General features: G+C 67.3%; 14 protein-coding genes. 7 read left to right on the top strand and 7 right to left on the bottom strand.

Annotated features, from left to right (window positions below):
- The first annotated feature begins 10 nt into the window (after positions 1–10).
- The 5 genes from hisD to K1T73_RS14635 are packed head-to-tail and all read left to right on the top strand — an operon-like array spanning position 11 to position 3,286.
- Positions 11–1,312, top strand: a complete 1,302-nt coding sequence (hisD, locus tag K1T73_RS14655; protein ID WP_220601412.1) for a histidinol dehydrogenase — start codon at positions 11–13, stop codon at positions 1,310–1,312.
- 59 nt (positions 1,313–1,371) lie between these two features.
- Complete coding sequence (locus K1T73_RS14650; RefSeq protein WP_220601411.1) at positions 1,372–1,851, top strand: UPF0262 family protein; 480 nt, start codon at positions 1,372–1,374, stop codon at positions 1,849–1,851.
- Positions 1,852–1,854: 3 nt separating this feature from the next.
- Positions 1,855–2,316 carry a low molecular weight phosphatase family protein gene (locus K1T73_RS14645; RefSeq protein WP_220601410.1) on the top strand — a complete coding sequence of 154 codons (462 nt, stop codon included), beginning with the start codon at positions 1,855–1,857 and terminating at the stop codon, positions 2,314–2,316.
- Positions 2,313–2,705: a ketosteroid isomerase-related protein gene (locus K1T73_RS14640; RefSeq protein WP_220601409.1), complete on the top strand. Its 393-nt coding sequence runs from the start codon at positions 2,313–2,315 to the stop codon at positions 2,703–2,705. The genes K1T73_RS14645 and K1T73_RS14640 overlap by 4 nt, the downstream gene beginning before the upstream one ends.
- The gene (locus K1T73_RS14635) at positions 2,702–3,286 is read left to right on the top strand and encodes a GNAT family N-acetyltransferase (RefSeq protein ID WP_220601408.1); all 585 of its coding nucleotides are present in this window, start codon (positions 2,702–2,704) and stop codon (positions 3,284–3,286) included. Before K1T73_RS14640 ends, K1T73_RS14635 begins: the two co-directional genes overlap by 4 nt.
- 6 nt (positions 3,287–3,292) lie before the next feature.
- On the opposite strand, the gene K1T73_RS14630 is transcribed toward K1T73_RS14635, so the two are convergent.
- From K1T73_RS14630 to K1T73_RS14600, 7 genes are all read right to left on the bottom strand, one after another.
- The gene (locus tag K1T73_RS14630) at positions 3,293–4,261 is read right to left on the bottom strand and encodes an extensin family protein (protein WP_220601407.1); all 969 of its coding nucleotides are present in this window, start codon (positions 4,259–4,261) and stop codon (positions 3,293–3,295) included.
- On the bottom strand, positions 4,258–5,184 hold the full coding sequence (locus K1T73_RS14625) for a prephenate/arogenate dehydrogenase family protein (RefSeq protein WP_220601406.1): 927 nt from the start codon (positions 5,182–5,184) through the stop codon (positions 4,258–4,260). Before K1T73_RS14625 ends, K1T73_RS14630 begins: the two co-directional genes overlap by 4 nt.
- The gene (hisC, locus tag K1T73_RS14620; RefSeq protein WP_220601405.1) at positions 5,181–6,266 is read right to left on the bottom strand and encodes a histidinol-phosphate transaminase; all 1,086 of its coding nucleotides are present in this window, start codon (positions 6,264–6,266) and stop codon (positions 5,181–5,183) included. Before hisC ends, K1T73_RS14625 begins: the two co-directional genes overlap by 4 nt.
- Positions 6,267–6,450: 184 nt before the next feature.
- Entirely contained in the window at positions 6,451–7,071 is a 621-nt protein-coding gene (rpsD, locus tag K1T73_RS14615) for a 30S ribosomal protein S4 (RefSeq protein ID WP_220601404.1), read from the bottom strand.
- Between the two features lie 217 nt (positions 7,072–7,288).
- On the bottom strand, positions 7,289–8,353 hold the full coding sequence (locus K1T73_RS14610) for a Hint domain-containing protein (protein WP_220601403.1): 1,065 nt from the start codon (positions 8,351–8,353) through the stop codon (positions 7,289–7,291).
- An 88-nt stretch (positions 8,354–8,441) separates the two neighbouring features.
- Positions 8,442–9,371, bottom strand: a complete 930-nt coding sequence (locus K1T73_RS14605) for a lipid A-modifier LpxR family protein (RefSeq protein ID WP_220601402.1) — start codon at positions 9,369–9,371, stop codon at positions 8,442–8,444.
- A 136-nt stretch (positions 9,372–9,507) separates the two neighbouring features.
- Positions 9,508–10,515, bottom strand: coding sequence for a DUF2125 domain-containing protein (locus tag K1T73_RS14600; RefSeq protein WP_220601401.1), 1,008 nt, complete (start codon positions 10,513–10,515; stop codon positions 9,508–9,510).
- A gap of 77 nt (positions 10,516–10,592) precedes the next feature.
- Here K1T73_RS14600 and K1T73_RS14595 point away from each other — a divergent pair, with 77 nt between their 5' ends.
- Complete coding sequence (locus K1T73_RS14595; protein ID WP_220601400.1) at positions 10,593–11,123, top strand: gamma-glutamylcyclotransferase; 531 nt, start codon at positions 10,593–10,595, stop codon at positions 11,121–11,123.
- Between the two features lie 67 nt (positions 11,124–11,190).
- A complete protein-coding gene (locus tag K1T73_RS14590; RefSeq protein WP_220601399.1) occupies positions 11,191–12,408 on the top strand; it encodes a biopolymer transporter ExbB in 1,218 nt (405 codons plus the stop codon).
- Position 12,409 lies beyond the last annotated feature (1 nt).

The following is a 12,409-nucleotide window of genomic DNA, read 5'->3' as shown; positions in this document are numbered from 1 at the left end:
AAGGGTCGGCATGCCGGTATTTCTTGATGCCAGCGCGGAAGGATTCGAGGCGGAATTCCGGGCGCTCCTGAGTTCGAAGCGCGAGGACGCGGCGGATGTGAACGATGCGGTCGCGGCGATCATCGCGGATGTCCGGGCGCGGGGCGACGCGGCGGTGATCGAGTTGACCGAACGGTTCGACCGGGTGACGCTCACCCCCGGCACGATGCGGTTCGCGGAGGAGGAAATCGAGAGCCTGGTCGCCCGCGTGCCGGCGGCAGAGCGCGCCGCGCTCGAGCTGGCCGCGGAGCGGATCCGCGCCTATCACGCGCGGCAGATGCCCGAGGACGCGAGCTGGACCGATGCGGCGGGCGCGACGCTTGGCTGGCGCTGGGGGCCGGTCGGCGCGGCGGGCCTCTACGTGCCGGGCGGGCTAGCCTCCTACCCGTCGTCGGTCCTGATGAATGCCATCCCCGCCAAGGTGGCCGGGGTGCCGCGGCTCGCCGTGACGGTCCCGACGCCCGATGGTCAGGCCAATCCGCTCGTGCTTCTCGCGGCGCGGCTGGCCGGGGTGGACGAGATCTACCGCGTCGGGGGCGCGCAGGCGATCGCGGCGCTGGCCTACGGCACCGAGACCATCGCGCCGGTCGACAAGATCACCGGGCCCGGCAATGCCTTCGTCGCGGCGGCCAAGCGGCAGGTGTTCGGGCGCGTGGGGATCGACATGATCGCCGGCCCGTCCGAGATCCTGGTGATCGCCGATGGCACCGCCGATCCCGACTGGGTCGCGCTCGACATGCTGAGCCAGGCCGAACATGACGAGAGCGCGCAGTCGATCCTGATCACCACCGACCCCGAGATGGCGCGGGCCGTCACCCGCGCGATCGAACGCCATCTCGAGACGCTCGCGCGGCGCGACATCGCGGGCCGGAGCTGGCGCGATTTCGGCGCGGTCATCACGGTGCCCGACCTCGAGACCGCCGCGCGGCTTTCGGACCGGGTGGCGCCCGAGCACCTGGAGCTCTGCGTCGCGAAGGCCGATGCGCTGGCCGAGCGGATCACCCATGCCGGTGCGATCTTCCTCGGGTCGTGGACCCCGGAGGCCATCGGCGACTACGTGGGGGGTCCGAACCATGTCCTGCCGACGGCACGGTCGGCGCGGTTCTCGTCGGGGCTCAACGTGCTCGATTTTCTCAAGCGCACGACGCTGGCACGGATGAGCCCGGAGGCGCTTCGCGCGATCGGGCCCGCCGCCGAGACGCTGGCCCATGCCGAAAGCCTCGAGGCGCACGGGCTTTCGGTGCGCGTGCGGCTCGACCGGCTGAACGAGTAGGCATTGCCCCACGCGCCGCGCTGCGCTAGGCAAATGGCATCAATTTCGAGAGACCCCCGATGAGCCGCATCTGTCATATCGAACTCGACGATTCGAACCTTCCGCCGCCCACGCCCGAGATCGAGCAGGAGCGGAAGGTGGCGATCTACGACCTCATGGAGGACAACACCTTCGTGCTGCCCGCGCGCGCCGATCGGGACGTGCCCGAGGGCCCCTACAATCTCAGCCTGTCGATCCGCGACAAGCGCCTTGTCTTCGACGTGAAGACCGAGGACGCGACGCCCGCGGCCGAATTCCACCTGTCGCTGAGCCCGTTCCGGCAGGTGGTCAAGGATTACTGGGCCATCTGCGAGAGCTATTTCGACGCGGTCAAGAACCTCGCGCCCGCGCAGATCGAAACCATCGACATGGCGCGGCGCGGTATTCACAACGAAGGCGCGCGCGTCCTCGAGGAACGGCTGGACGGGAAGGCCGAGATCGACAACGATACGGCGCGACGGCTCTTTACCCTGATTTGCGTTCTGCATTTCGGGGGCTGAGCGATGCCCGAAGACCTGCCGCAATCGGTGCTCTTCTGCTGCGATCACAACGCGGTGCGCTCGCCGATGGCGGAGGGGATCATGAAGCGGTTCTACGGCACCGGCACCTACGTGCAGTCGGCGGGCGTGAAGAGCGATCTCGACATCGACGGCTTTTCCATCGCCGTTTGCGAGGAGATCGGCGTCGAGCTGTCGCGTCACCGGGTGCGGAGCTTCGACGAGATGGAGGAATGGGGCGACGATCTCGGCTCCTTCGACCTGGTGGTGGCGCTCAGCCCGGCAAGCCAGCGTCGCGCGCTCGACCTGACGCGGCTCTACCATCTCGACGTCATCTACTGGCCCATCATGGACCCGACGGGCCTGGGGGAAGGGCGGGAGGCGAAACTCGCCGCCTACCGGCAGACCCGAGACCAGATCATTTCGCACCTCACCGAAAGGTGGGGGCCACCGAAGGAGCCGCTATGACCACGACCATCGAAGCCTATTTCGACGCTTTCAACCGGGGCGACATCGAGGGCATGCTCGCCTGCCTCTCCGACGACGTCGCGCATCACGTGAACGAAGGCGGCGTGCGCCACGGCAAGGAGAAGTTCCGGGCCTTCTGCGAGCATATGAGCCGCACCTATCGCGAAGAACTGACCGATCTCGTCATCTTCGAGGGCGAGGACGGCACGCGCGGTGCGGCCGAGTTCGTCGTCAACGGCACCTATCTCGAGACCGACGAGGGTCTGCCCGAGGCGCGAGGCCAGACCTACCGCCTGCCGGCCGGGTCGTTCTTTTCGCTCGAGGATGGCAAGATCACGCGGGTTGTCACCTATTACAACCTCGCGGACTGGATGCGGCAGGTGCAATGATCCGGGTCGAGCGACTCTCGGGAGAGGCGCTCGGTGCGGCGCTGGACGATGTCGCGCGGCTTCGGATCGAGGTGTTCCGCAAGTGGCCCTATCTCTATGACGGGGACGCGGCCTACGAGGCACGGTATCTTCAGACCTACCGCGACAGCGCCGACGCGATCCTCGTGGGGGCGTTCGACGGAGCGCGGCTCGTGGGGGCCTCGACGGGCACGCCGATGGAGGATCACGCGGACGATTTCGCGGCGGCTTTCGCCGGGCAGGATACGGCGCTAGACCAGATATTCTATTGCGCCGAAAGCGTGCTTCTGCCCGAGTACCGGGGGCAGGGCATCGGCCATCGGTTCTTCGACCTGCGCGAGGCACATGCGCGCGACCTGGGGCGCCGATACTCGGCCTTTTGCGGGGTCATCCGGCCCGACGATCACCCGTTGAAACCGCAGGATTACCAACCGCTCGATCCGTTCTGGCGCAAGCGCGGATACGCGCCGGTCGAGGGGGCGGTGGCCCATTTCCGATGGAAGGATCTCGACCAGCCGGGCGAGACCGACCATGCGCTGCAATTCTGGATGCGGCGGCTCTGAGACGGGTCAGCGGCAGTAGGAGCCGCTGCGATAACGGGCGGTGTCGAAATGGAAGTGGTCGCGATGGAACTTGTTCGCGTTGGGCCCGAGCACCGTTCCGAAAGGCCCGCAGGCGGTCCGGTGCATGTTGCGCATCATTTGCGAATAAGCCTTGCTGTTCCAGTGTTTCAGCACCGAGATTTCCGTGCCGTCCCGCAGCAGGAAGCCGGAGATGTCTATGGCACGGCCCTTGCCGTGCTCGGAAAGCTTGCTGCCGCGCTGGTTGTTCCGGGCGCGGCAGGCGTAATGCGCGGCGACCTTGATCCTCGCCACGCCGCCGCCGCGACCGCCGACAGAGGGTTTGAGACCGTTTTCCACCCAGCGTTTCAGCGTCTTGGCGGTCGTGCAGTCCATTGTCGCGCGTTGCGTCAGGCCGATGCCGCTGACCGAGCGGACGGCGACGGCATTCTCGATCACGCAGCCCCCGATCTGGCCGGTCACGCGGCCCATGGGTGTGCCTTGGATCGCGACATCTCCGCAAACGGCGCCCTTCTGGCGGGCCTGCTTGAGGGCGCGGGCCTCGTTCGTGACCTTGTCGGAGCGCAGGAGCGGCCGGAGCGAACTGAGGAGACCGCCGCTTTCGGACCCCGACCTGGGCTTCGACCTCGCGCCGGGGCGATCGAGATCGGCGGCCTTGGTCCGCGGTTCCTGCGCGGGTTGCGGGCTTTGCGGGTCGGCATTCGCAACCTGGTGCTGGGCGGGCTGTCGGGCCGGTTCGGTGCGGGCGGTGGACTCTGTTCTCTGGGCCGCGGGCCGCGCTTGCGGGCGGATGCGCGCGACACGCGGCGCGGCAGATGCCGCGGGCTGCGTCTGGGCTTCTGTCGTGGTGGCGGGCGCGGCCGGTCTTGCCACCGGCCGGGGCGAGGTATCGGGCGCGCTGGCCCAAGCGCCCCCGGCGAGTGTCAGCGAGAGTATCAGGGTGATGCCCCGGATCATGCGCGTTTCCCCTTGGGCGCGCGGCCGAAATCGGGCGCGTCGGTATCCTGCCCGGCCTCGATGATCCCGCGGCGGATGGCGCGGGTGCGGGTGAAATAGGCGTGGAGATGATCGCCGTCGCCCTTGCGGATGGCCCGTTGCAGCGCGAAGAGCTCTTCGGTGAAGCGGCCGAGGATCTCGAGCGTGGCGTCCTTGTTGCTCAGGAAGACATCGCGCCACATGGTCGGATCGCTGGCCGCGATGCGCGTGAAGTCGCGAAAGCCCGCCGCCGAATACTTGATGACCTCGCTGTCGGTCACGCGGCTGAGGTCGTCGGCGACGCCCACCATCGTGTAGGCGATGAGGTGAGGGGTATGCGACGTGACGGCGAGAACGAGATCGTGATGATCGGCGTCCATTCGTTCGGTCAGGGCGCCGAGCGCCTGCCAGAACGTCTCGAGCCGCCGGGTTGCGGCCTCGTCCTCGTCCTCGCGCGGCAGGATGATGGTCCAGCGATTGTCGAAAAGCTCTGCGAACCCCGAGGTCGGGCCCGACTGTTCGGTCCCGGCGAGAGGGTGGGTGGGGATGAAATGCACACCGTCGGGGACATGGGGGGACACCGCCTCGATCACGGCGCGCTTGACCGAGCCCACGTCGCTCAGCGTCGCGCCCGGCTTGAGCACGGGGGCGATCTCGGCGGTGACGGCGCCCATGACGCCGACGGGCACGCAAAGCACGACGAGATCGGCGCCCTCACAGGCCTCGCGCGCGCTCTCGCAGACGCGGTCGCAGAGGCCGATCTCGCGCGCGGTGCGGCGCGTTTCGGCAGAGCGGGCATAGCCCGTGACCTCGCCCGCGACGCCCGCGCGCTTCATCGCCCAGAACATCGACGACGCGATCAGGCCCAGCCCGATGAGAGCGACGCGCTCGTAGATCACGCTCACGCGCCTGCTCCCATGAACTGACCGATGGTGTGGGCAACGCGGCGGCAACTCGCCTCGTCGCCCACGGTGATTCGCAGGCATTGCGGTAGGTTGTAGCCCGCGACGCGGCGCACGATGAGGCCGTCCGCGCGCAGATGCTCGTCGCAGGCTTCGGCCTGCGCGCGGTTGGCGAAGCGCGCGAGGATGAAATTCGCGGTCGAGGTGTCGGAGGGCACCCCGTGTTCGGCCAGTGCCTCGGCCAGCCATGCACGGAGCCGGGTATTGTCGGCGCGGCATTTCGCGACCCATTCGGTGTCGCGCACCGCTGCCTCGGCCGCGGCGAGCGCGGGGGCGCTCAGGTTGAAGGGGCCCCGGATGCGGTTGAGCACGTCGATCACGTGCGCCGGGCCGTAGGCCCAGCCGACGCGCAGGCCGCCCAGCCCGTAGAGCTTGGAGAACGTGCGCGTCATCACGACATTCTCGCGCCTGTCCACGAGGCCCGCGCCGCCGTCATAGCCCTCGACATACTCGGCATAGGCGCCATCGAGCACGAGCAGGACATGGGGCGGCAGCGCCTCGGCCAGGCGCGCGATCTCGCCCTCGCCGATCATGGTGCCGGTGGGGTTGTTGGGGTTGGCGATGAAGACGAGGCGGGTCGCGTCGGTCACGGCGGCGAGGATCGCGTCCACGTCGGTCACGCGCTCGCGCTCGGGCACCTCGATGGGGAGGGCCCCGGCCGCCAGCGCGCTGATGCGATACATGGCGAAGCCGTGCTCGGTGTGGATGACCTCGGTGCCGGGGCCGGCATAGGCCTGGCAGAGGAAGGCGATGATCTCGTCGCTTCCGGCGCCGCAGATGATGCGGGCGGGGTCGAGCCCGTGCAACTCGGCGATCGCATGGCGCAGGGCGGCGTGATCCGACGACGGATAGCGGTGCAGGCTGTAGGCCGCCTTGGCATAGGCCTCGCGGGCCCTGTCGCTCGGACCGAAGGGGTTTTCGTTCGAGCTGAGCTTCACGACATTGGCGATGCCCGCCACATGGCTTGCCCCGCCCTCGTAGGGGGCGATCTCCATGATGCCGGGCTGCGGTGTGATTTTCGTCATGGCCATGTCTCCCCCGAACGCCGTTCTAGTGGCAGTTTTGCGGCTGGAAAAGCCCGTTGGCTCATACGCGTGACTTTTCATCGAGATTGGTGCGGATAGTTCCGGTTTTTCGCCCTCACCCGGGCAAAAGGGCCGCGCACGGTCTCCCGTCGCGGCCCTTCCCTCGCAGACGTGGCGCGTGGCCTTAGTTCTGCGCGTAGAATTCGATGACGAGGTTCGGTTCCATCATGACCGGATAGGGCACGTCCGAAAGGGCCGGCGTGCGCACGAATTTCGCGGTCATCTTGGAGTGGTCCACCTCGATGTAGTCGGGAACGTCCCGTTCGGCGAGTTGCGTGGCCTCGAGAAGCACGGCCATCTGCTTGGAGCGGTCGCGCACTTCGATCACGTCGCCCTCTTTCACGCGGTAGGAGGGGATGTTCACGAGCTGGCCGTTAACGCGCACGTGGCGGTGGTTGACGAACTGGCGCGCGGCAAAGATGGTCGGCACGAATTTCGCGCGGTAAACCACGGCGTCGAGACGGCGCTCGAGCAGGCCGATGAGGTTCTCGCCGGTGTCACCCTGCACACGTTCCGCCTCGGCATAGATGCGGCGGAACTGTTTCTCGGTCAGGTCGCCGTAATAGCCCTTGAGCTTCTGCTTGGCGCGCAGTTGCAGACCGAAGTCCGACATCTTGGCCTTGCGGCGGGCGCCGTGCTGGCCGGGCGCGTTTTCGCGGCGGTTGACGGGGGATTTGGGGCGACCCCAGATGTTTTCGCCCATGCGGCGGTCGATCTTGTACTTGGCAGACGTGCGTTTGGTCACGGCTGATCTCCTTCAATCAATGTGTCGCCTCACGGGATAAGGCGTGTGAAGGGCGTTGTCCTCTCTACCGGATTTGCCGGAGCGACAGGGTTCCCCTCGCGGGGTCCACCAACACCAATGAAGCCGGGCTTATATAGGGGTTTCGGACAGTGTCAACGGCGCGTTCGCGAATCCGCGCGAAAGGCGGGCGAGCCGCCGCGGGACGGGCCGGGGCGCGTCAGGCCGCCTCGTGCGTGAGGATCGCCGCCTCGGACCCCGAGAGGCACCGGCGCGCGAACCCGCCATAGGCGTGCGGTTCGTATTCCAGCGCGGGGTTGCGCGCCAGGAGCCGCTCGCGGTCGTCCTCGGCCAGCGACGAGAGCGCGGCGGAGGCGGGGTGAAAGCTTTCGGTTTCCACGCCATTGGCCCAGATCACCTGGTGCCGGGGCAGGAGGAGATGCACGTAGGTGACTTCGCGCACCGAAAGATCGACGGTGACGGTCTCCTGGTTCACCAGGTCCTTGGCCGACACGAGCACTTCGTCGGTGTTGAACAGCGCCCGCGCCACGTCGCCCTGCACCAGCATCCGGTGCTCGGGACTGACCAGAAGTTCCTGATCCGGCCGGAGATGGCCCAGGGCACCGGCCCCGATACGGATGGGGCGCAGGTTCGGCATCGCGAAGAGGCGCGCGCCGGTCATGCGGCGGCGGCCGATCCACTGGATCTCCTCGGCGCCGTTGTCCTTGGTGGCGACCCGGTCGCCTTCGCGCAGATCCTCGACGAGGCGGGGGCCGTCGGGCGTGGCGATGCGTGTGCCGGGAGTGAAGCAGATGACCCCGCCCGAGGCGGGTCCGCCCGAGGGGGCGTGGTTGGTGTCGAGACTGTGATGCACCACCCACATCTCGGTATCCCTGGGAGGGATCTCGTCGTGGAACATCAGGAGGGGCGGCGTGCCGCCATCCACCTCGATCACGGTGACGGTGTAGCTTTGCGATCCGTCCGTGACCACGAACCCGTGATCGAGAAGCGGTTCGTCCACCTCGACCCGCGACAGGTCGGTCCTGCCGGTGAGCGCCGCCCCGACCATGCGCCGCACCATCCGTGCGGCCCGCCTGCGTGTACCTGCGCCGTTGTCTGCCCTGTCCAGCCGCAGAACGGTTTTTGGCCCGTCGACCCGCACGGTGTCGCCGTGCCATGCCCAAGTCACCCCAACCGATATCGCGCCGAGCCCGTCGGCGGGAAACCCGTCCACTTCCGTTTGCGACCAGGAAATGACAAACGTGCCTCGAAAGCCCGTTTTCATGCCTGCTCTTTCCTGCCTTTTATTCTTTTTATGCGGGGAGGTTAACAGGCGATCTTCATTCTTCAACCATGTCGGTCAAGAGCGAAGATCAAAATTTGAGATTGATGCGCAAAGAACCCACCACCTGCGAGTCGCGCTGTCCCTCGAACTCCTTGCCGAGCCAGGTGAGACCGTAGAAGAGGCGATGTCCGGAACGGCTCTGCCAATGTGCGCCGGCACGGATGCGCGGACGCCAGTCGGTCAGCTCGTAGCCGCGGTTGGACGGCAGGAACTCGCTGTGGTCGACCTTGGCAATGTCGCCGCCCAGAACGAAGCCCAGGCCCCGGCCCTCGGTGAAGATCGAGCGATAGCGGTGGCCGGTGACCGGATCGCGCACGAGGAGCTCGTTCTGCCCGGTGCGCCCGAAGCTGAAGTCGACGCCTGCGCGCGCAAGCGTTTCGACCCCCGCGCGCGCCTCGACGAAGGGGCGCAGCGAGGCGCCGCCGTCGCCGAAGTCGAGAACGTGGCCGATTTCGGCGACGATGGTGGGGTTGATGTCGTTGCCGATCTGCCCGTTACGGGTCCGCGAGGTGACCTTGCGCCCGCCGAGGACCGAGTGGAGCGCGTCCTGAAGGTGGTCGAATCCCGTCTGCGGCCCGGTGATCACCAGGTCGCCGCCGAGCGCGAACTCGGTCCGGCCGCGCCGGTGATGGGTGTGCAGGCCGAGCGACAGCGCACCCGCGAAGGGCCGGTCGCCCGGTGCGGGGAAGCTGAGATTCTCGGGGGCGATGATCTCGCCGTTGATGCGGAACTCGAGCACTTGCCCGAAGCTCTGCGGAAGTGCGCCCGTCCATTCCGGGCCCCAGACATAGCTTCCCGCCACGGACCCCGTGCGCCACCTGTCGCGCCGGTCGAACAGAAGGTCGTTCGTGACGAGCCGACCGTGCCCGATATAGCTCCGACCCTCGGCGGGGGCGATCGTCGGGGCGGTCGATGTCAGAAGGAGGCCAGCCAGAACGGCGGCAAGAAGGCGGTGCATCCTGGTTCGTTTCCCTGTGTTGGCCCCCGGCCCGAAGGCCATAGCAAACCTCGCGCGCGCATGGCGAGCCGGAAAACCCGGTGACCCGGTCAGAAAGGTCGTCCGCTGTGGCATTTGCGCAAGCCGATGACGGGTCTCAGCGAAGCCGCAGGACGGGCGCTTTGGCGATGGGCGCGGGACCGAGCCAGACGCGGCCGTTGCGCAGCGCGAGCGGGATGTCGAGTGTTTCGGGGTTGCCCGAAAGCTGTGCCAACATGCCCAGCCCCTCGCTGAGCGGCTCGAAAAGGCCGTCGGGCAGGGCCCCGGAATTGCGCGCGACCTCGAGGATTTCGCGCCAATTGCGGGCCTTGACCATGATGTCGCCGGTGGGAAGGCCGCTCTCGTCCACCTCCACCTCGCCCGCGATCGCGAGGCGCAGCGAACCCCAGGTCGCCTCGGCGAGCCGCAGGTCGATCTCGCGCGGCTGGGGGCGGGCCTCCTCGATGGCGTCGAGATCCCAGGGTTTGTCGAAGAGGACCGTCATGTCGACGCGCACGTCGCCCAGGCGGTCGGGAAGCCGGTCGCGCGGGTCGAGACGCGCCTGCCAGTCGGCGCCGGGCGAGAGATCCTGCGCAGAGAGGCCGAGCCGGTAGCGCGGTGCGTCCTCGATCTCGGTCTGTTCCATGGCGAGGGAGAGCGCCTCGACCCGGACCGGCGAGTCGGTCCCCACCTCGAGCACCGAAAGGGCATTGGCGGTGAGGCTCAGCCGTTCGAGGGCGAGGTCGGTCTGCGGCTCGACCTTGAGGCTCGCGCGCATGTCCTCGCTTGTCACGTCATACTTGGCGAGCGGGGTGGCGACGCGATGGCTGTCGGGCCAGACGGCGATCACGTGGTTGGGCCTGTAGCTGAGCGCGAGGATCTGGAAGAAGGGCGCCGTCCAGGCAAGGCCGGTGTCGGGATCGGCCAGCCGGAGCCCTTCGAAACCGGCGTCGAAACGGCTGGGAAATCCGCGCACCTGCAATTCGTCGTATTCCGCGACCCAGCCCTCGGCGCGGCGCTCCTCGAACCAGTTCTCGAAGGCGGTCTCGGCGGCGTCGGAGCCGAAGAACCAGTAGCCCCCCCATGCGAGCGCGGCGAGTACCACAATCGTGAATATCCGTCGCATGTCTCGGCCCTTTCGCTGCGCGTCGTGATGGTGTTTATAGGGCGCGCTTGGCAAAAGACAGGGGGCAAGTGCGGATCATGGCGATGTGGGTTTTCGGGTATGGCTCGCTTGTGTGGAACCCGGGTTTCGACGTGGCCGAACGGGTCATCGGCACGTTGCCGGGCTATTCCCGCAGCTTCTGCATGCGCTCGATCCATCATCGTGGCACCGAGACGGATCCGGGCCTCGTCTTGGCGCTCGACGCGCATCCGAAGGAGTTCTGCGTGGGCCTCGGGTTGCGCGTCGCGGATGGCGGAGAGGAGGCGACGCTCGATTACCTGCGCGAGCGCGAACTGATCTCGTCCGCCTACGTGGAGAAGGTTCTGCCGCTTGATCTTCATGACGGGCGGCAGGTCGAGGCGGTCACTTACGTGGTCGATGCGGAGCATGTCCAGTATTGCGGCGGTGTCGATCTGGAAGAGCAGGCACGCATCATCGCCCGCGCCGTGGGCGGGCGGGGACCGAACACCGAGTATCTCTACAACACGGTCTCGCATCTCGTGGAGCTCGGCATTCGCGACCCGGACCTCGAATGGCTGGTGGAGCGAGTCCGGCAGATCGCGGCCTGACCCCTTTCATTGGACGCCGATAGCGCGTAGGCTTCGCGCAATGAAAATCCGTGTCGGGAGCGTCCAGATGGACCAGCCGGACCGCGAGGTCGAGCCGCAGTTTTCAACGCCCGTCCGGCAGATCGTGCTGATGCTGATCGTGCTGGTCCTGACCGGGCTCGGGGTTTTCGTGGCACTGCCGCGGGTTCTGCCTGTCTTCCTCGCCAATCCGTATCTCAACGGCTTCATCTTCTTCGTCTTCCTGATCGGCGTGGTCGCCTGTTTCTGGCAGGTGTTCCAGCTTATCGGCTCGGTGCGCTGGATCGAGGATTTCGCGGCGCGGCGTCCCGGTCACGAGGAGGTGGCGGCGCCGCAGCTCCTGGCGCCGCTGGCGAGCCTCTTGCGGCAGCGCAGCACGCGGCGGATGCAGATTGCGCAAAGTTCGGCGCGGTCGATCCTCGACTCGGTGGCGCAGCGGATAGACGAGGTGCGCGAGATCACGCGATACATCGTCAACATGCTGATTTTTCTCGGGCTTCTCGGCACGTTCTACGGCCTGGCAACGACCGTGCCGGCGGTGGTCGACACGATCCGAAGCCTCGCGCCGCAGGACGGCGAGGGCGGGGTCGAGGTGTTCAACCGGCTGATGACCGGCCTCGAGGCGCAACTGGGCGGTATGGGCGTCGCCTTCGCCTCGTCGCTGCTGGGGCTCACCGGGTCGCTCGTGGTGGGATTGCTCGAACTCTTCGCGGGCCACGGCCAGAACCGGTTCCACCGCGAGCTGGAAGAGTGGATGTCGACCATCACCCGCGTCGGGTTCGCGAGCCATGAGGGCGAGGGCACGCTTGAACAGAACGTGCTGGGCAGCGTGGTCGATCACATGAGCGAGCAGATGGAAGCGCTGGGCCAGATGATGACCCAGACCGATATCAGCCGCGCGATGGTCGACGAGAAGCTGGGCGTGCTGGCCGACGCGATCGAGCGGATGGCGGACCGGATGGGCGAAAGCCGCCCCGAGGCGCGGGCGCTCGCGCAGGTGGCCGAGGGGCAGCGCGCATTGATCGAGCGGCTGGAGGCACGGGCGGAAGAGGTCGGCTCCGTCGGTCTCGACGCCGAAAGCCGGATGCGGCTGCGGTCGATCGACGTCCAGATGCTGCGTATCCTCGAGGAGATCAGCGCCGGACGGCAGGAAACCATGACCGAGCTTCGCACCGACCTGAACGCGCTGATGCGGATCATGGGTGATCGCCGGGGCGTCATGCGCGACGGCGGTGGCGATGCGGATCCGCGCGGGCCGGAGCGGTAGG

The organism is Roseovarius sp. SCSIO 43702, assembly GCF_019599045.1.
In the GTDB taxonomy this organism is placed as follows: domain Bacteria; phylum Pseudomonadota; class Alphaproteobacteria; order Rhodobacterales; family Rhodobacteraceae; genus Roseovarius.
The sequence above is the reverse complement of the archived record's forward strand: the minus strand, read 5'-3'. Positions and strand labels throughout refer to the sequence as shown.